This window comes from Pseudomonas sp. LBUM1674 (assembly GCF_059695635.1).
The window spans coordinates 3,094,596-3,116,458 of sequence record NZ_CP166779.1; the positions used below are offsets into that span (position 1 = coordinate 3,094,596).

A 21,863-nucleotide genomic window follows, 5' to 3' on the forward strand; every position below is an offset into this window, starting at 1 on the left:
TCAGTGCACAGCCCTGTTCTTGCCCTGCCAATACGCTTTACGCAGTTCGGTTTTGAGTACTTTTCCCGCCGGGCTGCGCGGCAACTGCTCGGTGAAGTCGACGCTCTTCGGGGTCTTGACGCTTCCCAACCGCTCCTTGACCAGCGCAATCAAGTCGTCTCCGGTGCAGCGCTTGCCAGGCTTGAGCTGGACAATCGCCTTCACCGCTTCGCCCCATTTGTCGTCAGGAATACCGATGACAGAGCAGTCCTGAACCGCGTCGTGGGTCGTGAGCACCTGTTCGATCTCGTTCGGATAAACGTTGAATCCGCCCGTGATGATCATGTCCTTCATGCGGTCGACAATCGTGATATAGCCGTCCTCGGCCATGACCCCGACGTCACCCGTGTGGTGCCAGCCCTGCTGACGGACTTCGGCAGTCGCCTGGGGATTCTTGTAATAGCCCGGCGTCACCAGATCGCCGCGGATGCAGATCTCACCCGCGTCACCGCGAGCGACTTCCTCTCCTTCGTCATTCAGGATGGCGACGGTGTTGAGTACACAAGGCCGGCCAATGGATTGCAGGCGTGCCTCGTTGATAGTGCCGTCCGCGTTGATGTAGTCCCACGGCGCCTTGGCGGTAATCGCGGCCGGTGCTTCGGACTGGCCAAACGCCTCGGACATGACCGGGCCGAACACCTGCACGGCTTCCTTCAGCTTCTCCAGTGACGTCGGCGCAGCGCCGACCAGGAAATGCTTCAGCGAGCTATAGTCGCGCTGGCGGATGTCCGGCAACGCCAGCAGCATGTACAGCACGGTCGGCGGCAAAAACAGATGGGTGACCTTGTATTGTTCAATCGCGTCGGCAACCGCTTCAGGGACGGCGCCGGCCATGATCGCGTTGGTCCCGCCGCGCGCGAAATGCAGGCACCCGGTCAGGCCGGCGGTGTGCGTCATTGGCGCCACCACCAGATGACACGTGGTGTCGTGATAATCAAAGTGCGCGTAGAAGTTGCTGAAGAAGGTGTGGATGTTGCGATGGGTAATCATCACCCCCTTCGACTTTCCGGTCGTGCCACCCGTGGGGTACAGGGCAAAGGTATCGTCCATGCTGCCCGTTCCCTCGGCCGGGGTGTAGCTCGCCGGTGCACCTTGCGACCACGCCGCGAGGGATGTCCCCACGCCGCAATCGCCGTCGATGCAAACAAGCTCCCGAAGGCCGGGGCAACGCTCTTTCAGTTGCGCCGCCTCATTGGCGTAGGCGCTATGGAACAGCAGCAGTTCGCCTTCGAAGTCATTGAACAGGTCCGCATTGGCCGCCACTGTATTGCGCGGATTGACCGGCAACCAGACGCAACGCGCACGGAACACGCCCAGCAGCGCGAGGAAGGCGACGGTGCTATTGGGCGCGAGAATGCCGACATGGCCGCCGCCACTGAACCCGTTGTGGGCGATTGCGCCGGCAATGGCCTGCGTCACGGGCGCCGCCTGGGCGTAGGTCACTGCGCTGGCATCGTTGCCAACGTCGACGAAGGCCAGGTTGTGGGGGTAAAAACGTACGGCGTTATCGAAGTGATCGATGATCCGCATGGCAAATGCACTCCTTTAAACAGGTTCCACAACGACTGGTTTTTTCGACACAGCGTTGTCCTCGGGCTGCACATCTGGCAGCCCGGGAATGTGGTGGGTTGAGGCGTCGAGGTGGAATCAGTTGGCGCGTTGGTAGGCGCGGCTCAGCCAGCGCATGGCCTTGAGCTTGAGAACGTTGGTTTCGCCATCCTCGATCATCGATGCCCGTGCGTCGCGCATGAGCTTCTCGATCGGGTACTCCTTGGTCAGGCCATTGCCACCAAACAATTGCAGCGCTTCGCTGGCCACCTGGAAGGCGGTCTCGGTGACGTAGGTCTTGCTGGTGATCGAGGCCAGCAGGTGAGGGCCTTTTTCGCTGTAGTTGTAGGCGAATACGCGATGGGCAATCGCGCGTGAGAGCTCGACTTTCTGCCACAAATCAAAGGTGCGCAGTTGCACGCTCTGATGGTTGATGATCGGTGTGCCGCCTTGTTTGCGCTCGTGCACATACGCCAGCGCATGTTCGAAGGCCGCGCGGGCCACGCCGGTGAAGGTTGCCGCCATTTCCATGTTGCCGAACGTCAGGGCGCCGAAGAAGCTGGTGATGGCCGCTTCACCTTCGGCGAGGGCGTATTTCCTGGGCACACGGACTTCATTGAAATAGAGCTCACCCTGGGGCAGGGCGCGCTGGCCCAGTTTTTCCAGCGGCTTACCCTTCGAGACACCCGGCAGATCGAGCGGAATCAGGATGGCGATGTGATTCAGCCCAGCGCCGTCTTCATGTTCCAGGCCATTGCCGTAGTCGCAAGGGATGTAGGCCAGCGCAGTCTGGGCCAATGGTGCATAGGAAACCCATGCCGAGGATTGGCCTTGAATGACCACTTCATCGCCGACGACCCGTGCGTACAGATTGCCGCGCGATTGCTTGGTGCCTCGCAGGACCAGGTCCGCATCCATGTCGACGATATCGCTGCCACGGTCGGGCTGGGTCGCGAGCCAGCAGCCAGGGAGTGAGCCAAATCGTTCGATGAGTTCCGGGTTCCCGGAGTTGTGCGCCGCATACGCCGGAAAGGCGGACGCCAGCGTGGCGATGGCCAGCCCCGAATCGCCCCAGCCAAGCTCTTCAAAGATGATCGGCATGATGCGCGATTTCTGCTGACTATCCATCGCTGCCAGCGCGCCCAGATCGAGCAGCCCCGATTCGTGCACCTGGCGCATGTAGTCGAACAGGGGAGAACCCGGCGCGATCGCTTCTTCGGCAGTCATTTTGTCCAGCTTCGTGCCGATCGGGCGCATGACGTCTTTGGCGAAATTGTGCGCCACTTCCTGAATAGCTCGTTCTTCTTCCGTCAAGTCACTTTCCAGACCGCAAAGGCCCAGTACAGGCTCGACAATTCTCTCCAAATCAAACATCGACGATTCCTCTTGTTATTGTTTCAACCGATTGATTGAGAGTAATCCGTAACGAAAACTCCGACTTATCGAATCCGGCACAGCGCTTGTCCCTGCGACCCTTATTTGAGGGGCTCGATAGGCCGGAGTCGGCACGATGGGGTTACTGCTTCACTTCCTCGATTTCACCTGGGCGCCAGGTCTTGTTGAACCACGGCTCAAGTGGCCCGTAGAGACGAAGCACGGTGTTCCAGCCTTTGCCTGGCGTGGTTTGAACCCAGTTGCTTTCCTTGCCGGGCGGCGCCTTGGGGCCGAAGTACAGGTCCACCGAGGTATCGGGGTTGATGACGATGCCTTTTCGCTGGCTGCCGATACTCGGGAACTGCTGGTCGGTCTGCAGCATCGAGCGCGTCTGGTTGTCATAGAGCACGACCGACCAGAAGTTCTTCGCCGGAATATTGGGCGGCAGGTGCAGCCGGTAGGTCTTGGCTCCATCGAGGGGCTGCTGGTTGGCGTCCACGAATGCGGTTGCGTACTGCGACCCGACGCCCACCATTTTGGCGATCATCGCCGGGGTGTTGCCGGTGGCGTAGAAGTAGAAGTACGTGCGTGCGTCGAGCAAGCGAACGCCGTCACGCTCGTAGCGATGGCTACCACCGACGAAGGGCGTACCCCAGGCGCTGTTCGGATAGAAATACGAATCCTTGATGCGCGACCGGAAGGTGAGCGTACGCGCCGTGGCGCTGCCGACGGCTGCAGCCTCGGTGAGGATCTTCTTCATCCGCTCGTCAGGTGCGAAGGGTTTGCCTTTTTCAATGCCGATAGCAGCCAACAGGCCGAGTGTTTCCGGGTCCATCGCCGCATTCGATTCCTCCTGCACCACTTCGTTGACCTCGTCGAAGAAGTTGATGTCCATGGCGTGGATGGTATTGAACGCCTTGCCGGAGACATTGACGAAGTTCGTCGTCGGCGGCTTGGCGGCCTGCGCCAGCGGATAGATACGCAGGTGCTGCTTGATGTTCTCGACGCCAGGTTTCGGGTCGCCATTGACTTGAAACGCGCGGGTGATGAATAGGTTTCCGAGAGTCGGTGACCTGAATACGAAGTAGCCTTCAGGCACGGGACCGTCGTATCCCGGCGGCAGCAGCAAGTACTTGCCGCCCTTGCCTTTGTCGGGGCCGGCGTTGCCGAGGTCGCCGACGTAACGGAACCAGAAGTCGTCGATGATGCTGAGCGTGTTGGGTGGACTTTCGATGACGATCGGTCCGTCCTTGAGGTCAATCCAGGCCCAGCCGTAGATGTTTTCGCTGTTGCCCGTAAGAAACAGCGACTTGGCATCCATCAGGTTTTCGAACAGTGCAACGGTCTGGTTAGCCGGGCCGAGTTGGGTGATGCCCTTGCGTAGCGCCGACATCGAAGCCGCAGGCATGGCGGTGAGGAAAGCCTGCACGCCGCGCTGGAAGTCGAGGTTGTCGTAGACCTTCTGCACCGTCGCCTCGTCCGGGAAACCGTCGGTGAACCTCAGGGGGCCGAGCCGCGTCTCGAGACTATTGGGTGTCACGATCGAAGGCGGGATGTCCGTTTTGTAAGTCTGGGCGAATGCCGACGACACCGTGGAGGCACCGAGCAGCATCAGGGTCGCAAGTCTGGTGTTCATTCATTTATTCCTTACTTTGTCCGCGCCAAAGGGGTCACTTGATCTCTTCGATTTCACCCGGTTGCCAGGTCTTGTCGAACCAGGCATCGAGCGGGCCATAGAGGCGGAAGAGGGTGTTCCAGCCTTTGCCGGGAAGGGTTTGCACCCAGTTGCTTTCCTTGCCCGGTGGCGCTTTGGGGCCGAAGTACAGGTCCACCGAGGTATCAGGGTTGATCACGATGCCTTTCCTCTGGCTGCCGATACTCGGGAACTGCTGGTCGGTCTGCAGCATCGAGCGCGTCTGATTGTCATAGAGCACGATTGACCAGAAATTCTTCGCCGGAATATTCGGCGGCAGGTGCAGCCGGTAGTTCTTGGCCCCATCGAGTGGCTGGCCTTTGGCGTCGACAAATGCCGCCGCGTATTGCGAGCCGACGCCGACCATCTTCCTTACCAGCGCGGGCGTATTGACCGTTGCATAGAAGAAGTAGAACAAGCGCGCGTCGAGCTGGCGGACGTTGTCTTGCAGGAATCGATAGTCACCACCGGCGAAAAGCTTGCGCCATGCACTGTTCGGATAGTGATACGCATCCTGCGAACGGGACTTGAAAGCCAGCGTTCGCGCTGTAGCGCTACCGACCGACGCCGCTTCTGTGAGAATTTTCTTCATCCGCGCGTCGGGCGCGAAGGGCTTGCCTTTTTCGATGCCGATGGCGGCGAGCAGGCCGAGCGTCTCGGGATCGAGCGCCGCGTTCGGCTCCTCTTGCACCACCTCGTTGACCTCCTCGAAGAAGGAGAAGTCCATCGAATGGATGGTGTTGATCGTTTTGCCGGAGATGTTGACGAAGGTCGTCGCCGGTGGATTGGCGGCCTGCGCCAGCGGATAGATGCGCAACTGCTTCTTGAAGCTCTCGACCGTAGGTTTCGGGTCACCGTTCACCACAAAACCACGGCTGGCAAACCAGTTGTTGAAGGTGCGGGATTTGAAAACGTGGTAACCCTGCGGCACTTCTCCGTTGTAGTCCGGAGGAAGCAACAGGTACTTGCCGCCCTGACCCTTGTCCGGCCCGGCGTTACCGAGGTCCGTGACGTAGCGGTACCAGAAGTCATCGACGAAGCCGAGTGTATTGGGTGGGCTTTCGATCACGACCGGGCCGTTCTTCAGGTCGATCCATCCCGACACGTAGACACTCTCGCTGTTGCCCGTCAGGAACAGCGATCTGGAGTCCATCAGTGTCTCGGTGATGAACAGCGTTCCGTTGTCTGGACCGAGCGACCTGAGGCCTCTGCGCATTGCCACCTGCGACGCGGCGGGAATCGTCGAGATGAACGCCTGCACGCCGCGCTGGAAGTCGAGGTTGTCGTAGACCTTCTGCACGGTCGCCTCGTCCGGGAAACCGTCGGTGAAGCGCAGGGTGCCGAGCCGTGTCTCGAGGGTGTCGGGAGTCACGATCGCCGGCGGAATGTCGGTCTTGTAGGTCTGGGCAACTGCCGTCGAAGCCACGAGTAAACCGAGTACGATGAAGAGAGAGGATTCAAGTCTGCGTGTGACGCCTGCTCTTCCTGCACGGCTCGTTTGGGGCAATGTCATTCTTCTTGTTCTCCATTGATGCGGACGAAGTCATCCAGATGTTGGCTGCCCTATTCTGGGAACTGCACCGCATCAACGGTTTGTTAATACACGACAAACATTTGTGATTGGATGTCATCGCGCCTGAAGCGAGGCCGGATGGACGCGGCGCCAGGCACTTGGCGACATCCCATACCAACGCTTGAACGCGTGCGATAACGAGCTTTGCTCGGCATAACCGAGCAACAGCGCCACCTGAGAAACTCGCAGCATCGGATCACCCAGATACAAGGCAGCACGTTCGCGGCGGATATCGTCTACCTGTTTCTCGAATGCCAGCCCTTGATCATCCAGTCGACGCTGCAGAGTACGAACACTGACGAAGTAATGACTGGCGATGGTGTCGAGCGTGCAACGGCCGGTCGGCAGAAGTTTACAAATCAGCGCGTCCAACTGGTGTTCGAGGTCGAGCCCTGACGCGTCTGCAATCCGCTCCAGATAGTCGGTGACGAGCGCCTTCATCTCTGGATCGTTGCCGTCCATCGGGCGCGCAGTATCACTTGCAGAAAAATCGAGCCCAAAAGTTGCTTGCGAAAACTTCACCGGGCAACCGAATGTGCGGGAATAGAAAACCTTCGACAGCAAGGGTGGATGGGTGAAGAACGTCGCCCGGGGCCGTGCTTGGATGCCCGCCAGGATCTGCAGAATCATCACACCAGCCGCAAGACACCATTGCTCGAATTGGCGCGCGATACCCGCTCTGGGCACTTTGAGCTGATAGTTCAGACGCAGCCCGCCGGCGATGCTCTGGCATTGGAGTTCCACGGCCGGGTTCAGCATGTTGATGAACCGCGCAGCTGCTCCGATTGCCTCGCCCACCGTCGCGCACTGGGTCAATGCCAACATGACCGGGCCGAGTGGTGCGCGGCCTTGCAACGAAGCGAGGCGAATGCCAAAGTCCGGGCATTTCAGGTCCTCGGCGCAGGCCTCCATCAAGCGGATCAGCGGTGAGCCGGGAATCTTCATGTCGCTTTGATCAGGACCACGCAGGGGCAGATGAAAGCGTTTCTCGTAATCCGCCACATCGCCACCCAGCTCTTCTATCAGGTTCGCAAAGCCCTGCAGCACCCAACCGCGCATGTACGGCGTCATACCACTTCTCCTTGATGACGTGGCTGCCATAAACGGCATTCAATCACAAATGTTTGGCGTGCATTAACAAAATTGCCGCCTGCGCCGGTGCCTAAAATGGTCCCGTCAGTCGAGGCGATGGTGCTCGTTGCCGAGTGGGACAATCAGAGGTGTTTACCGTGACGACAAGCAATGAGTACAACGATGTCATTGAAGCGCATCGGACGCTGAAAGACGGCGTTGCGCCGGACACGCCAAGCCGTGGTTCATCGATCATTGGTGCCTATGCCATTGCGATTGCTGAAGCGCTGGAAAATCAAGGTGCTTGCGCCGATCTGGTCTTTCTCTCTTGCGGGGTCACGTTGCCAGCGACCACCGATCCGATGCTGCGCATCGATAATCAAACGATCGCAAGGCTGTATGCCGCCGCTGTGCAGGCCACGGGAGATCCGTGTTTCGGCCTGCGAGCCGGAGAAACCCTGCGTCCGGCCAATCTCCATGCAATGGGTTTTGCACTACTGGCCAGCATTTCGATACGGGACTTCGCGCAACGGCTGAGTTCGCTCTACCGGATCATTTCGCAGAATGCCAACATCCGCGTGGAAGAGCGAAACAACACGTTCCGGCTCATCACTTCAAGCGAACCGGGGGCGCACGTGTGCCATGAAACACACGACGCCTACATCGCCATGATCTTTACGCTTCTGCGGACCATTTCCGGTAATCGATTCCGTTTGAGGAAACTCGAATTGATCCGACCTGCCTCTGAAGGCATGGCACAGGTTTTTACCCAGTACTTCCAATGCGATGTCGAATTCGGCGGGCCCGAGATCGTGATGACAATGGATCTGGACCTGGTAGACAAGCGCCTCCCCGGTGCCAACGAAGAGCTTGCCTTGAGCCATGACCGTACGGTGATGGAGTACCTCCAGCGCATTGAGCGGGGCGATATCGTCAATCGCGTCCGGGCCATTGTCAGCAGCGAATTGTCCTCCCGTGCGCTGAACAAGGATCGAGTGGCTGAGCGGCTGCACATCAGTACCCGCGGCTTGCAATTGAAGCTCGCTGCCAGGGATACCAGTTTTCAGGAAATCCTCGACCATACACGACGCACCAATGCGCTCGCCTTTATGTCGCGCAGTTCGGTGTCGGTGACGGAGGCTGCCTTTTCCCTGGGTTTTTCCGAAGTCAGCAACTTTACCCGCGCCTTCAAGCGGTGGACCGGCATGGCACCGAGTCAATACCGCCAGAGCCTTGGATTGGAGCGCTGACAGGGCAGGGCAGAACGCAACATTGACGCTGTCAAATGAGTGTTTCTTGATGGTCATGGCCCGACCGGTCGGCAGAGACCACGTGACGCTGACTGCGTGGTATCTGCAACTCGACCGGGGTTTCAATACTTCTTGAGAATATGCACGAATCCGGCGCTGCCCAGTCCGCCGTTGTGCTGCAAGGCGACCCTTGCGCCCGGGACCTGTCGTGTTCCAGCCTGGCCACGTAGCTGCCAGGTCAGCTCTGTCAATTGGGCCAACCCTGTCGCACCCAACGGATGCCCCTTCGCCAGCAGACCGCCCGACGGGTTGATGACCCATTGGCCGCCATAGGTGCCACGCCCCGAAGCGACAAAATCATTCAACTCTTCCTGCTTGCACAGGCCCAGCGCGACATACGTGGCCAATTCATTGCTGGCAAAACAGTCGTGCAACTCGATGACGTCGACATCCGCCGGACCGATGCCGGCATCTTCATAAGCCTTGTTGGCCGCATCACGGCTCAGTGCCTGAAACATGACATCCATAATGCTGCCTTCGAAAAAACTGCTCTGGTCACTGCACCAGCCCTGGCCGGCGAGGCGCACGTCAGCGCGGATGCCATGGGCGCGGGCAAATTCCGGTGTACAGACGATGACTGCGGCGGCGCCACAGCTTGGGGGGCAGGCGAAGTTTTTGCGCAGCCCGCGAAAGATCGGTTTCGTCGCCAGGATTTCTTCAACCGTCAACGGCGTACGGAAGATGGCGTTTTCATTGTTGGCGGCGTGCTTGCGCGAGTTGACGCACACCTGGGCCAAGGTCTCTTCGGTCACGCCCATCTCCAGCATGGCGTCGACCTGGGCACCGAACATGCAGACCGCTGGCGGCGTATCGCGCTCCTCGTCGCTCAGGTTCATCATCCTGGCAATCACCTCAGAGTGCCGCGCCAGTGGGCTGACCTTTTCAGGAAAGACCATGTCGATGGCGCCGGCGGGCATCTGTTCGAATCCAAGCGCCAGGGCGCATTCGACTTGCTGCCCCCGAACGGCCTGGACCGCCAGGGCAAAAGCCGAAGACCCACTGGCGCAATTGTTGTTGACGTTAAAAATCGGGATGCCGGTGATGCCTACACGATAGAGCGCGGTCTGTCCTGCGCAGCTATCCCCGTAGACATAGCCACAAAAAGCTTGCTCGACCAGCGCATAGTCGATGCCGGCATCCTTGAGCGCCGCCCGTGCGGCTTGCTCGCCCATCACATCGTAGCTTTGCGATTGCCCTGGTTTGCGGAAGGGCACCATGCCTACTCCGGCGATAACAATATCGGTACTCATAGCGATTCCTCCATCAACGTGATGGCCAGTATCCACACTGCTCGACGTTTGTAATCGCCATGGGAGCAACCTGATAACAAGTCAGGCACGCAGGGACAAATCGGCCTTGTGCGGCTGTCTGTCTTGCCTGGGATAAGACTTCTGCCTGCAAGGACAAGCCCATGGGCAAGCGGAGGGATAGTTTGACGGTGAACAAGAAAGCCATTTGGCATGAGTGAGGAGATTTACCGTGGAATTTACCGGAAAGGTTGTCATCGTTACCGGCGCGGCCAACGGCATTGGACGTGCTTCAGCCATTCAGTTTGCCCGCCTGGGTGCAAAGCTGGTGCTGGCGGACGTCGATGAACAAGGGTTGCGCGAGACCCTTGAAGTGATTGGCGATAACGCGATCGTTGTTCCCACCAATGTCGCCGATGAAGCTGCCTGTCAGGCCATGGTGGACAGTGCGATCGATAAGTTCGGGCGGGTTGACGTGTTGTTCAGCAATGCCGGCATCTGCGGCGTTCGCGGACGGACGGCGGAGGTGTCCGTGGCCGAGTGGCGCCGTGTCATCGACATCAATCTGAACGGTGTCTTCTTCTGCGCCAGGGCCGCGATTCCGGCCATGCTGGCCAACGGCGGCGGGGTCATCATCAACACGGCTTCGGTGGATGGGCTGGTGGGCATGGCGACACTGCCGCACTACACGGCCGCCAAGCATGGCGTCATCGGGCTGACCAAGGCCTGCGCGCTGGAGCATGGGCGGCAGAACATTCGCAGCGTCGCCATCGCCCCCGGTTACATTCGCACCGCCATGACCGAGGGCAACCTCAGCAAGAACGAGCAGGTCATGCTGGAGGCTATGATTCCCCAAGGCGGCCGCGCGGGCACGCCGGAGGATGTTGCCAACCTGGTGACATGGCTGGCCTCGGACAAGGCCGCCTATATCAATGGTTCGTGCCACACCGTAGACGGCGGGCTGACCGCAGGCTTTGCCCTGCCGGATTGAGTTTGGCGGTGCAATCGCGCTCGATAAAATGAAGCCGCGCAAGCCGTTCCGGGGCTATCTTCTATACGCAAGACCATTACCCTTGGAACAAGTAGCTGAGTAGGGCGTTGATGGCATAAACCATCGATGCCCGGTCTCTTTCACACCGTACACGGATTGTAGAGAGGCATCGCCAACGTGGATCGCATAGAGCCTGAACTGGTGCTCAAGACAACCCCTCCGCGCAGCCAGAGAGGCGCGCAGTTGCGCGATCGACTGAGCATTGATGCCCCCGAACTCGCGGACAAAGTGGCGATCAGCGTGCAGGGGCCGGCCGGCTTCGGCAAGACGATGCTGCTGGCGCAATGGCGACGAGAGTTTTTGTCGCGCGGGGCCGTGGTTGCCTGGCTGACCCTGGATGCACGTGACGATGGCAGCCGTCTTGCCCTTGGGCTATCGGCAGCCATGGCCCTGGGCAGCGGCCGACAGTCCTTTACAAGTACCAGCGATGAATCCTCCGGCCATGGTCGCGACGAGCTGGAAGGGCTGACCCATTGGCTGGCGGAAGTGGCCGACCTCGGCGGCGAGACCGTGATGATCCTCGATGAGGCGGACGCATTGCCCGAGTCCACCTCCCGCCATTGTCTGACTTACCTGCTACACAATGCCCCGGCCAACCTGCGCATCATCATGTCTTCGCGTCGTCGCTTGAACCTTAACACCGCTGACCTTGTGGCCCGAGGGCTCTATGTCCGGATCGCGGTGGATGCCTTGCGCTTCCGTGTCGAAGAAACCGTTTCGTTGCTCAGCAACCGTTTCGGAGCACGCATCGACGCTGATCTGTGTCTGCGTCTGCATGAAATCACTGAAGGTTGGCCACTTGGGTTGCAACTGGCGATTTCGGCGATCGAGAAGAGTGCCCATCTGGAAACCGCCGTCGAGGATCTCTCGGCCTGTTCCGGTGATATCCAGGGTTATTTCGTCGATAGACTGGTCACCCGCCTGTCGGCAGAACAAATCGATTTCATTACCTGTCTCTCCCTGCTGGAAGTCATTCACCCTTCACTCTGTACGGCGCTGACCGGCAGTGAACGGGCAGGGGAACTGCTGCATGAGTTATGCGCCTCGACGCCGATTTTCGCCGAAGGGGTCGACAGCGAGTGGGTTCGCTTCCATCCCCTGGCCAGGGAGTTTTTGCAGAGCCGTTTTCGCAGCTTCCCGCAGGCGCAACGAAAAGCCCTCCATGAGCGGGCCGCGAGCTGGCTGGAGGCGAATGCCTTTTACGAGGAGGCGGCGCGCCAATACTTGCTGGCCGGACAAGCCGCCCATGGCTATCTGATGATCGAACAATGCCTCTACGAGGTCATGTTGCGCGGCCAGTTCAGCCGGGTGCTGGAGTGGATCGAAGAGCTGCCTGTCGAGGAAGTGCAGTCCCGCCCGCGTCTGTGCCTGGCGGCGGCCTGGGCCCTGGCGATGGGCGAGCGGCATGTGGAGGCGGCCAGGTTAATCGCCTGCATTGAACAGGATCCAGCTGCCGATGACGAAACGCGCTGTGAAGCGGCGGCGATAGCGGCCGCCGCAGCCTACTTTGCCGACCAGCCAGACGAATCAATGGCACTGCTCGCCCCCTGGATGGACACATTGTCATCCGGTTCGATCAAGCTGCAAGCGATCGTCGCCAACCTGGTCGCCCGCATAACGCTGTTTCAGGGCCAACCGGAAAAAGCCCGGCGTATCTTTCAACGTGCGCCGCACTATACGTGGACCCCGGGGTTCGATGGCATCCGCGGCTATGGTGAGTGGGTCGTGGGCATGACCTACTTGTACGAAGGGCGTATGCCGTCGGCCGAAGCCGCTTTTCGCAAGAGCTTGCTGCGCGCCGAACAGGATATCGGCCGGCGCAGTTCGGTGGCGGTAATGCTCGCCTGTGGACTGGCCTCCGTGCTTCTGGAACGCGGTGAGATCCAGGAGGCCACGACGGTCCTCGCCAATCGGCTGGATGTCGTCGAGCGGTTGGCGTCACCGGATGCGATTGCGCTGGGATTTCTCACGGCGGCACGCCTGGCGGCATTGCAGGGGCAGCCGCATCGCGGCCACGACTTGCTGACAGCCTTGTTCGCGCTCGGCGAGGAGCGGGGCATCGCACGCTTCTGCATGGTGGCCCTGGGTGAGCAAATCCGCCTGCATGCGCTGCATGGCCGAGGCGATTCTTGCCTGGCGCTGGGGAGACGGCTGGATGAGTTGGTGCCAGACGTCGCGCGCACGCAGCGCGGTCTGCTGGGACAGGAACTGGCGCTGTTGGCCGGGCTGAGCCACGCTTATGTTTATCTCGTCCAGCGCGACTGGCAGGCCATGCTGGGCGTGCTCGCCGTGGCAAACGAGCTTGCCGAGCGCCTGCAGCGTGGCCGGGAACTCGTTCAGGTCAAGTTGCTCAAGGCATTGGCACTCAGGGATTCAGGAGGGGATGGGCTGCCTTGTCTGCTTGAAGCGATCAGCCTGGCCGACACCTACGGCCAGCAGCGAATCCTGCAGGATACCCATCCGGATCTCGCCACGTGGGCGCAGAAAGTCCGCCACAAGGATGCCCGGACGCCTGCGCAGGAAACCAGCCCGTCCGTTCCGGTTCGACGGCAAGATCCGGTTGCCACGGGCGTTTCCCCCAGCCGACTGCTGACGCCCAAAGAGCGGGAAGTGCTGCAGTTGCTGGCACGCAACCTGACAAACAAACAGATTGCCCTGGCACTGAATGTCGGGGATGAAACCGTGAAGTGGCATCTGAAAAACCTGTACGGAAAATTTCATGCAGGCACCCGCAGGCATGTGGTGGACCGCGCCTACATGCTGGGTATTCTCGAGGCGTCTGGTTGAGCGAACCCGGTGCGGGTTGCCTGATCCAGTGCTGAAAACCTTTGCGTTGCAAACCCTCCGCTCGCGCGAATCGCGCCAGCGGACTGGCGCGATATAACCGTGCGTTGCTGATCAGAGCTTGGTGACAACGGCGCGAGCCAACCCGCGTTCTTCGCAGAAGCCCAGCAGGTAGCGGTGACCGAATGCCTTGGAGCCGGACGCGAAGCCCACTTTGGCGGTGTCGCCGTCCAGCAGCTTGATCACGCCCGCGGCTTGCAAGGCACCGGTGGCAATGTAGGCGGTGGTGCCGAGCACTTCGGCGCGCACGGCCGAAAGCTGCCCGCGACCGATCGCGGTGTCGACCGTACGCATCAAGGTCGTGCGCTCGCGTGGCGGCATCGCCGGGGTTGTCGCCTGGACGATATCCTTGAGTATCTCATCCTGAGCATCAGCCGGAAGATGCTTGTATTCGGCTTCCCACTTCTTATGCAGCGAATGCACCATCTTCATCGCGTCGTTGTCGTAGAAACCGACGCAGGAGACGCAGGAACGTACGCGCGGATCATTCTCGAAATAGATCGGCAACGAGGTGCCGCCCCAAGGCAAGGCGAACACCGGTTGCATGAAGTGCGGCGAAGGGATCAAAAACGAAGCATCGACCGGGTGTGCCACCAGTTTCTTGTCCCACAGGTAGCAATGCTCGGCACGGTACATTTCGAAGATCGAAGCCGTGGAGCCGACCGTTACCCCGGCGCCGACACCGCGCTGGCCACGGCACAACGCCGAGGTTTCCAGGGAGTCGATGCCGGGATGTTCGAGCGCCAGTTCGGCAGCGATCTCCGAAAAGGTATTCATGTACGCCAACGAGGGCGAGACCAGCAGGCCGGCCTGGGCGAAGCGCTCGCCAAACTGGTCGCGGACATTACGCACATACGACTGTTCGCCGGTGGTGTCCAGGTAGTGGCAGCCGGCATTGAGCGCGGCTTCGACCGTAGTGAGCCCGAATTTGGCGAAGGGTCCTACGGTATTACATACGACCTTGGCACCCCGGAAAGCCTGGGTAAGCGATTCGACCGTGTGGTCGACTTCGATGATTTCGTAGGTGGCAGACTCCAGTCGCACCACACGCTGCGCCATCATTTCACGCGTGCGCCCGGCATTGCGCGCCACGGCGGTAAACGCAATGTTCTGATCGATCAGCCAGTCCATGATCAGCATGCCGGTGTAACCACTGGCGCCATAGACAACGACGGGATACTTAGCCATTTTTTATTCTCTTGAAGTTGTTGGGGGGCACGAGGCAGACGAAACAATGCAAAGCGATAAATGACTCCGCTTGCTGCACCGCTCAAAAATAGTCAGTTCGAGACCCTTGACGCCCCCCCATGGCGGGGGGCATTTAGAGTGTTTGATATTCGGGACACACCTGCAGGATGGGACGTTACCGAGGACCATCCTGAAATTGTCGAGCAGTTATTACCCCTCCGGACGCGAGATGGCGAGTGCCGCGGCGCATTGATCGCCCGGTAGCACCAGCGTCAACCCCGATGAGGGTTGAATCATCGACTAGACTCACCCGGTTGGTCATGGAGAGCAGAAGGGCCACCCACGACGCCAGTTTTGCTCGAAGCAATACGCGATCTGCAAGCCGATGGCTGCATCTGCAGGTCAGTCTGTCGGTTGTCATCTACTGGCACGTGTGAGGTCATTTCAATGGCAAAGGACAAGAAGAAAACCCCCAGGATCAATTCCGCTGAAAGCCCGAAACTGAAGAACAAAGACTACCTCGAGCAGTTGCGCAACCTGCACGTCGAACTGGTCAAGTTGCAGGAGTGGGTAAAAGCCAAGGGCATCAAGATATGCATCGTCTTCGAAGGACGGGACGGTGCCGGCAAGGGCGGGACGATCAAGGCGCTCACCGAACGGGTGAGCCCGCGGGTCTTCCGTGTGGTGGCGCTACCGGCACCGACCGATCGAGAGAAAAGCCAGATGTATGTCCAGCGTTACCTGCCGTATCTGCCTGCGGCGGGCGAAGTGGTGATCTTCGATCGTAGCTGGTACAACCGCGCGGGCGTCGAGCGGGTGATGGGATTCTGCACCAAGGAGCAGGTTGCCGGTTTTCTGAAAACAGCACCCAACGTGGAGCGTGCAATCGTCGAATCGGGCACCATCCTGCTCAAGTATTGGCTGGAAGTCAGCCCGCAAGAGCAGACCCGCCGGCTTCAGGCGCGCATCAAGGACGGCCGCAAAATCTGGAAGCTGACCCCGATGGATCTCAAGTCATACAGCCGCTGGTATGACTACTCGCGGGCGCGCGACGACATGTTCATGACCACCGACACTGAACATGCGCCCTGGCTGGTGGCCAACTCGAACGACAAGCGACGGGCCCGCCTCAACATCATCAGCGATTTGCTCAGCCGCATTCCGTACGAGGAAGTCGCGCGCGAGAAGGTGATATTGCCCAAGCGGCAGAAGCCCGGTGGCTATCGCGAACCGGATTATCCGCTACGACGGATCCCTGAAAAATTCTGACGGATTGTTGAAGCCTGTCTGTGTCGCAAACCAAAGGGCCGCAGCCCCATGAGCCAATCGGATATTTTGCCGCCCGTCCCGGAACCGGGGCGGATTGCGCGCCGCGAGTCGAGCGACGATCAGGCCGGCTGGACCCGCTGGCTGCCGGGAGTGCGTACCCTGCGCGGATACAAAATCAGCTGGTTGCGGCACGACCTCGTGGCCGGACTGGTGCTGACCACGATGCTGGTGCCTGTCGGTATCGCCTACGCGGTGGCATCGGGCGTACCCGGCATCTATGGTCTCTACGCGACCATCATTCCGCTGCTGGCTTACGCATTGTTCGGGCCCAGCCGGATTCTGGTGCTGGGGCCGGACTCTTCGCTGGCGGCCGTGATCCTCGCCGTCGTCCTGCCACTGTCCGGCGGTGATCCGCAACGGGCCATTGCCCTGGCAGGCATGATGGCGATCGTGTCGGGAGCGGTGTGCATCCTGGCGGGCATCGTGCGCCTGGGTTTCGTCACCGAACTGCTGTCCAAACCGATCCGTTACGGGTACATGAACGGTATCGCGCTGACGGTATTGATCAGTCAACTGCCCAAGTTTTTCGGGTTTTCGATCGAGTCCGACGGCCCGTTGAGGAACATATGGGCGATCACCACGGCGGTGATGGATGGCAAGACCAACTGGACTGCGTTCATGGTGGGCGCAGCCACCCTTTTAGTGATCCTGCTGCTCAAGGATCACAAACGCGTACCGGGTATTCTGATCGCAGTGGCAGGCGCGACTGTCGCCGTGGGTGTGCTGGATCTTGCAACGCGGGGCGGGGTGTCGGTCCTGGGCTCGCTGCCCCAGGGGCTGCCGGCCTTCGCCATACCCTGGATCACCACCGCCGATATCGTCCCCGTCCTGATCGGCGGTTGCGCCGTAGCCCTGGTTTCATTCGCCGACACCAGTGTGCTGTCGCGTGTCTACGCGGCGCGCACCCGAACTTACGTGGACCCTAACCAGGAAATGGTCGGACTGGGCGTCGCCAACCTGGCCGCCGGTTTTTTCCAGGGTTTTGCGATCAGCAGCAGTTCGTCTCGCACCCCCGTGGCCGAGGCCGCAGGCGCGAAAACCCAGCTGACCGGCGTCGTCGGCGCGCTTGCCGTTGCCTTGCTGCTGGTGGTGGCACCGGACCTGTTGCAGGATTTACCCAATAGCGCGTTGGCTGCAGTGGTGATTGCATCCGCCATCGGCCTGATCGAGGTCAACGACCTGCGACGAATCTATCGCATCCAGCGCTGGGAATTCTGGCTGTCGATCGTCTGTACCGTTGGCGTGGCGGTGCTGGGCGCGATTGAAGGCATCGGCCTGGCCATCGTAATAGCGGTCATAGAGTTTCTGTGGGATGGCTGGCGCCCTTATTCCGCGGTGCTGGGCAGCACGGATAACGTCAAGGGTTACCACGACATCAAGCGCTATCCCGACGCGCGTCTCATCCCCGGCCTGGTCCTGTTTCGATGGGATGCGCCCTTGTTCTTCGCCAATGCCGAGCTATTCCATGACCGGGTCCTGGACGCCGTGGCGACCTCGCCCACGCCGGTGCGCTGGCTGGTCGTGGCGGCGGAGCCGGTCACCAGCGTGGACGTTACCTCGGCCGATATGCTGGCGGAACTGGACGAAACCTTGCACGGGGCGGGCATCAAGTTGTGCATTGCCGAGATGAAGGATCCGGTCAAGGACAAGCTCAAGCGTTTCGGGCTGTTCGCGCGGCTGGGTGAAGCGGCGTTTTTTCCAACGATAGATGATGCAGTCGGCAGCTATCTGGTGATTCATCCGCAGGATCCGCCAGCGCCCCTGGACTTCCATCAACGTTGATCTCCCGTGAAAGCGAGCCCGCTCCCGGAGGCTGCACTTTCACGGGAAAACGGGATTACTCCAGATGTTCCGGCTTGACCGGGTCCCCCGATTTCATATCCAGCTGTTCCCGCATGTCTTCGAACATCAAGTCGTAGAATTTGTGATTCGAACCGATGCTGCTATGCACCTTGGGGATGCCGTACTTTTCAAGAATTTTCGTGACGTTGCGCGCAAAGTTGTAGGCTTGGTCTTTGGGCAGGAAGAACGTTTCGCTCATGTCCTTGCCCTGGACCGAACCATGCAATGTGAACTGCATGCCTTTGCCTTCCTTGGGATCCTGGGCGACTTCGTAGTCGAGGTGCAGGTTGTAACTGACATCGTCATCGTTCAGCGCGTGGCGCTCGATGTGCAGATGTCCGGGGTCGAACGTTGCCATTGCTGTCTCTCCTCACAAATAAGTGATGCCAGGCTTCTCGGTGCTGATACGGGTACCGGCCTTGCCCTGAACGATGGCCTCGATGTCCGAGAGTGAACCGATCACCGCGACTTTTCCAGTGTGGCGGGCGAATTCACAGGCTGCCTGGACCTTCGGTCCCATCGACCCTGCGGCGAAGCCGAGTTTTTCGATGTCGTCGGGGTGGGCCTGGGCGATGGCTTTCTGGGTGGGTTTGCCGAAATCGATGTAAGCGGCATTGACGTCGGTGGCAATCACCAGCAGATCGCTTTCCAGCTGTTCGGCCAGCAGCGCCGAGCACAGGTCCTTGTCGATCACGGCTTCCAAGCCCTGTAGTTTGCCACTGGCACCGTACATCGTCGGGATGCCGCCACCACCGGCGCAAATCACGATGCTGTCTTTTTCCAGCAGCCACTTGATCGGGCGGATTTCGAAGATGCGTTTGGGGCGGGGGCTGGCGACTACACGGCGAAACTTGTCGCCGTCCGCAGCAATCGCCCAGCCTTTCTCGGCGGCGAGTTTTTCCGCTTCGGCCTTGGTGTAGACCGGGCCGATGGGCTTGGTGGGGTTCTGGAACGCCGGGTCATTGGCATCGACTTCGACCTGGGTGAGCAGGGTGGCGAAGGGCACTTCGAAGTCCAGCAAGTTGCCCAGTTCCTGTTCAATGATGTAGCCGATCATGCCTTCGGTTTCGGCACCGAGCACGTCCAGCGGATAAGGCGAAACCGAGGTGTACGCGGCCGCCTGCAACGACAACAGGCCAACCTGAGGCCCGTTGCCGTGGGCGATCACCAGTTGATTGCCGGGGTGAATCCTGGCGATCTGTTCGGTGGCGATCCGGATGTTGGCGCGTTGATTGTCCGAGGTCATGGGTTCACCACGGCGGAGCAGGGCGTTACCGCCCAGAGCAACGACGATACGCATGATGCAGTCCTTCTGAACAGAGAAGTAACGGGCGACACAGTTCCCTGTGGGAGCGTGGCTTGCCCGCGATGCAGACACCTCGGTGTATCAGGTACACCGCGGCGATCCTATCGCGGGCAAGCCACGCTCCCACAAAGAGCCGACCGCATCGGTCCTTAGATATCCGCCAACGCCGCCACCAGGATCGCTTTGATCGTGTGCATGCGGTTCTCCGCTTGCTCGAAGGCGATGTTGGCCGGCGATTCGAAGACCTCTTCGGTTACTTCGACGCCATTGGCCAGGTGTGGATAGCGCGCGGCGATGTCCTTGCCAACCTTGGTTTCGCTGTTGTGGAAGGCTGGCAGACAGTGCATGAATTTCACTCGCGGGTTGCCCGAGGCTTTCATCATCTGTGCGTTGACCTGGTACGGCAGCAGTTGCTCGATGCGCTCGTCCCATGCCTCCACGGGCTCACCCATCGACACCCAGATGTCGGTGTGAATGAAGTCGACGCCCTTGACCGCTGCTTTCGGATCTTCAGTGATGGTGATGCGCGCGCCGCTGTCTTCGGCAAACGCCTTGCATTGATCGATGAAATCCTTATGCGGCCACAGCGCCTTGGGAGCGGCGATGCGTACGTCCATGCCCAGTTTGGCGCCGATCATCAGCAGCGAGTTGCCCATGTTGTAGCGGGCGTCGCCGAGGTAGGCGTAGCTGATCTCATGCAGCGGCTTGTCGCTGTGTTCGCGCATGGTCAGGGTGTCGGCGATCATTTGCGTCGGGTGGAATTCGGCGGTCAGGCCGTTGAACACCGGGACACCGGCGAACTCGGCCAGCTCTTCGACGATCTCCTGTTCGAAGCCGCGGTATTCGATGGCATCGAACATCCGCCCCAGCACGCGGGCGGTGTCTTTCATGCTTTCCTTGTGACCGATCTGCGACGACACCGGGTCGATATAGGTGACGTGGGCGCCCTGGTCATGGGCCGCGACTTCGAAGGCGCAACGGGTGCGGGTCGAGGTTTTTTCGAAGATCAACGCGATGTTCTTGCCTTGCAGGTGCGGACGCTCGGTGCCGGTGTACTTGGCGCGCTTGAGGTCACGGGACAGGTCCAGCAAATAGTGCAGCTCGCGCGTGGTGTGGTGCATCAGCGACAACAGGCTGCGGTTGCGCATGTTGAAAGCCATGATGGGATCTCCTTAATAGTCGATAGGGTCGCGAATGATCGGGCAGGTCATGCAGTGGCCGCCGCCACGGCCGCGCCCGAGTTCCCCGGCACTGATGGTGATGACTTCCACACCGGCCTTGCGCAGCAGGGTGTTGGTGTAGGTGTTGCGGTCATAGCCGATCACCACGCCCGGTTCCACGGCCACCACGTTGTTGCCGTCGTCCCATTGCTCGCGTTCGGCGGCGAAGCTGTTGCCACCGGTTTCGACGACGCGCAGCGCTTTCAGATTAAGGGCCTGGGCCACGGTATCGAGGAAGCTGGTTTCTTCGCGGCGAATGTCGATGCCACCTGGTTTGCTTTCGTCAGGGCGCAGGGTGAAGGCGACAATTTGCTTCACCACTTCCGGGAAGATGGTCACCACATCCCGGTCGCAGAAACTGAACACCGTGTCCAGGTGCATCGCCGCGCGGGATTTCGGCAGGCCGGCGACAATCACTTTGTCGACCGCCTTGTGCTTGAACAAACTGACCGCCAGTTGGCCGATGGCCTGGCGCGACGAGCGTTCGCCCATGCCGATCAAGACCACACCGTTACCGATCGGCATCACGTCACCGCCTTCCAGGGTGGAGCTGCCGTGCTCCTGATCCGGATCGCCGTACCAGATCTCGAAGTCCGCGTTGGTGAATTGCGGGTGGAACTTGTAGATGGCGGTGGTCAGCAGGGTTTCCTGGCGCCGTGCCGGCCAGTACATGGGGTTGAGCGTCACCCCGCCGTAGATCCAGCAGGTGGTGTCGCGGGTGAACTGGGTGTTGGGCAGCGGCGGCAGGATAAAGCTGGAATGGCCGAGGAAATCGCGAAACATCTCGATGATCTTGCCGCCGAAGCTGTCCGGCAGGTCATCGGCGGACACACCGCCGATCAGGAACTCGGCGATCTTGCGCGGCTCCAAACTGCGCAGCCAGGAACCGGTTTCGTTGATCAGCCCCAACCCGACCGAGTTGGCGGTGATCTTGCGTTCCAGAATCCAGTCCAGTGCTTCGGGGATGGCGACGATGTCGGTCAGCAGGTTATGCATTTCCAGCACATCGACATTGCGTTCGCGCATTTTGGTGACGAAGTCGAAGTGGTCGCGCTTGGCCTGGGCCACCCACAGCACATCATCGAAAAGCAGTTCGTCGCAATTATTCGGGGTCAGTCGCTGGTGGGCCAGGCCTGGGGAACAAACCATGACTTTACGCAGTTTTCCGGCTTCGGAATGGACGCCGTACTTAACTTTTTCGGTGGTCATTACAGTAATCCTCCAGATG

General features: G+C 60.0%; 16 protein-coding genes. 5 read left to right on the plus strand and 11 right to left on the minus strand.

Annotated elements, in window-relative coordinates:
• The 5 genes from ACA067_RS14360 to ACA067_RS14380 all read right to left on the minus strand — a co-directional run bounded on the left by ACA067_RS14360 (position 1) and on the right by ACA067_RS14380 (position 7,298).
• Complete coding sequence (locus tag ACA067_RS14360; protein WP_497462372.1) at positions 1–1,569, minus strand: AMP-binding protein; 1,569 nt, start codon at positions 1,567–1,569, stop codon at positions 1–3.
• Between the two features lie 117 nt (positions 1,570–1,686).
• On the minus strand, positions 1,687–2,961 hold the full coding sequence (locus ACA067_RS14365; RefSeq protein ID WP_497462373.1) for an acyl-CoA dehydrogenase family protein: 1,275 nt from the start codon (positions 2,959–2,961) through the stop codon (positions 1,687–1,689).
• Between the two features lie 142 nt (positions 2,962–3,103).
• Complete coding sequence (locus ACA067_RS14370; protein WP_497462374.1) at positions 3,104–4,597, minus strand: DUF1254 domain-containing protein; 1,494 nt, start codon at positions 4,595–4,597, stop codon at positions 3,104–3,106.
• A gap of 34 nt (positions 4,598–4,631) precedes the next feature.
• Positions 4,632–6,167: a DUF1254 domain-containing protein gene (locus ACA067_RS14375; RefSeq protein WP_497462375.1), complete on the minus strand. Its 1,536-nt coding sequence runs from the start codon at positions 6,165–6,167 to the stop codon at positions 4,632–4,634.
• 114 nt (positions 6,168–6,281) lie between these two features.
• Entirely contained in the window at positions 6,282–7,298 is a 1,017-nt protein-coding gene (locus ACA067_RS14380) for an AraC family transcriptional regulator (RefSeq protein WP_497462376.1), read from the minus strand.
• 158 nt (positions 7,299–7,456) lie between these two features.
• Between ACA067_RS14380 and ACA067_RS14385 the strand changes: the two genes are divergently transcribed.
• On the plus strand, positions 7,457–8,548 hold the full coding sequence (locus ACA067_RS14385; RefSeq protein ID WP_497462377.1) for an AraC family transcriptional regulator: 1,092 nt from the start codon (positions 7,457–7,459) through the stop codon (positions 8,546–8,548).
• Positions 8,549–8,670: 122 nt separating this feature from the next.
• Here the strand turns inward: ACA067_RS14385 and ACA067_RS14390 are convergent, their stop codons facing one another.
• Positions 8,671–9,858 (minus strand): thiolase C-terminal domain-containing protein, encoded by a 1,188-nt coding sequence (locus ACA067_RS14390; RefSeq protein WP_497462378.1) that lies wholly within the window; start codon positions 9,856–9,858, stop codon positions 8,671–8,673.
• 229 nt (positions 9,859–10,087) lie between these two features.
• Between ACA067_RS14390 and ACA067_RS14395 the strand changes: the two genes are divergently transcribed.
• Both ACA067_RS14395 and ACA067_RS14400 read left to right on the plus strand, forming a co-directional pair.
• Positions 10,088–10,846 carry an SDR family NAD(P)-dependent oxidoreductase gene (locus ACA067_RS14395; RefSeq protein ID WP_497462379.1) on the plus strand — a complete coding sequence of 253 codons (759 nt, stop codon included), beginning with the start codon at positions 10,088–10,090 and terminating at the stop codon, positions 10,844–10,846.
• 177 nt (positions 10,847–11,023) lie between these two features.
• Positions 11,024–13,693 (plus strand): helix-turn-helix transcriptional regulator, encoded by a 2,670-nt coding sequence (locus ACA067_RS14400; RefSeq protein WP_497462380.1) that lies wholly within the window; start codon positions 11,024–11,026, stop codon positions 13,691–13,693.
• A 111-nt stretch (positions 13,694–13,804) separates the two neighbouring features.
• Here the strand turns inward: ACA067_RS14400 and ACA067_RS14405 are convergent, their stop codons facing one another.
• Positions 13,805–14,938, minus strand: a complete 1,134-nt coding sequence (locus ACA067_RS14405; RefSeq protein ID WP_497462381.1) for a saccharopine dehydrogenase family protein — start codon at positions 14,936–14,938, stop codon at positions 13,805–13,807.
• 447 nt (positions 14,939–15,385) lie between these two features.
• Between ACA067_RS14405 and ppk2 the strand changes: the two genes are divergently transcribed.
• Both ppk2 and ACA067_RS14415 read left to right on the plus strand, forming a co-directional pair.
• On the plus strand, positions 15,386–16,207 hold the full coding sequence (gene ppk2 / locus ACA067_RS14410; protein WP_497462382.1) for a polyphosphate kinase 2: 822 nt from the start codon (positions 15,386–15,388) through the stop codon (positions 16,205–16,207).
• 48 nt (positions 16,208–16,255) lie between these two features.
• On the plus strand, positions 16,256–18,049 hold the full coding sequence (locus tag ACA067_RS14415; RefSeq protein ID WP_497462383.1) for a SulP family inorganic anion transporter: 1,794 nt from the start codon (positions 16,256–16,258) through the stop codon (positions 18,047–18,049).
• Positions 18,050–18,104: 55 nt separating this feature from the next.
• Here the strand turns inward: ACA067_RS14415 and ACA067_RS14420 are convergent, their stop codons facing one another.
• The 4 genes from ACA067_RS14420 to arcA all read right to left on the minus strand — a co-directional run bounded on the left by ACA067_RS14420 (position 18,105) and on the right by arcA (position 21,844).
• Complete coding sequence (locus tag ACA067_RS14420; RefSeq protein ID WP_497462384.1) at positions 18,105–18,467, minus strand: DUF5064 family protein; 363 nt, start codon at positions 18,465–18,467, stop codon at positions 18,105–18,107.
• Between the two features lie 12 nt (positions 18,468–18,479).
• Complete coding sequence (gene arcC / locus ACA067_RS14425; RefSeq protein WP_497462385.1) at positions 18,480–19,409, minus strand: carbamate kinase; 930 nt, start codon at positions 19,407–19,409, stop codon at positions 18,480–18,482.
• Positions 19,410–19,564: 155 nt separating this feature from the next.
• Complete coding sequence (locus ACA067_RS14430; RefSeq protein WP_497462386.1) at positions 19,565–20,575, minus strand: ornithine carbamoyltransferase; 1,011 nt, start codon at positions 20,573–20,575, stop codon at positions 19,565–19,567.
• Between the two features lie 12 nt (positions 20,576–20,587).
• Positions 20,588–21,844 carry an arginine deiminase gene (gene arcA / locus ACA067_RS14435; protein WP_497462387.1) on the minus strand — a complete coding sequence of 419 codons (1,257 nt, stop codon included), beginning with the start codon at positions 21,842–21,844 and terminating at the stop codon, positions 20,588–20,590.
• Between the last annotated feature and the right edge of the window lie 19 nt (positions 21,845–21,863).

Coding starts and splice junctions, on each gene's coding strand:
- ACA067_RS14365 (WP_497462373.1), bottom strand. CDS start 2,961: ATGTTTGATTTGGAGAGAATTGTCGAGCCTGTACTGGGCCTTTGCGGT.
- ACA067_RS14420 (WP_497462384.1), bottom strand. CDS start 18,467: ATGGCAACGTTCGACCCCGGACATCTGCACATCGAGCGCCACGCGCTG.
- ppk2 (WP_497462382.1), top strand. CDS start 15,386: ATGGCAAAGGACAAGAAGAAAACCCCCAGGATCAATTCCGCTGAAAGC.
- ACA067_RS14415 (WP_497462383.1), top strand. CDS start 16,256: ATGAGCCAATCGGATATTTTGCCGCCCGTCCCGGAACCGGGGCGGATT.
- ACA067_RS14390 (WP_497462378.1), bottom strand. CDS start 9,858: ATGAGTACCGATATTGTTATCGCCGGAGTAGGCATGGTGCCCTTCCGC.
- ACA067_RS14370 (WP_497462374.1), bottom strand. CDS start 4,597: ATGAACACCAGACTTGCGACCCTGATGCTGCTCGGTGCCTCCACGGTG.
- ACA067_RS14430 (WP_497462386.1), bottom strand. CDS start 20,575: ATGGCTTTCAACATGCGCAACCGCAGCCTGTTGTCGCTGATGCACCAC.
- ACA067_RS14375 (WP_497462375.1), bottom strand. CDS start 6,167: ATGACATTGCCCCAAACGAGCCGTGCAGGAAGAGCAGGCGTCACACGC.
- arcC (WP_497462385.1), bottom strand. CDS start 19,409: ATGCGTATCGTCGTTGCTCTGGGCGGTAACGCCCTGCTCCGCCGTGGT.
- ACA067_RS14405 (WP_497462381.1), bottom strand. CDS start 14,938: ATGGCTAAGTATCCCGTCGTTGTCTATGGCGCCAGTGGTTACACCGGC.
- arcA (WP_497462387.1), bottom strand. CDS start 21,844: ATGACCACCGAAAAAGTTAAGTACGGCGTCCATTCCGAAGCCGGAAAA.
- ACA067_RS14360 (WP_497462372.1), bottom strand. CDS start 1,569: ATGCGGATCATCGATCACTTCGATAACGCCGTACGTTTTTACCCCCAC.
- ACA067_RS14380 (WP_497462376.1), bottom strand. CDS start 7,298: ATGACGCCGTACATGCGCGGTTGGGTGCTGCAGGGCTTTGCGAACCTG.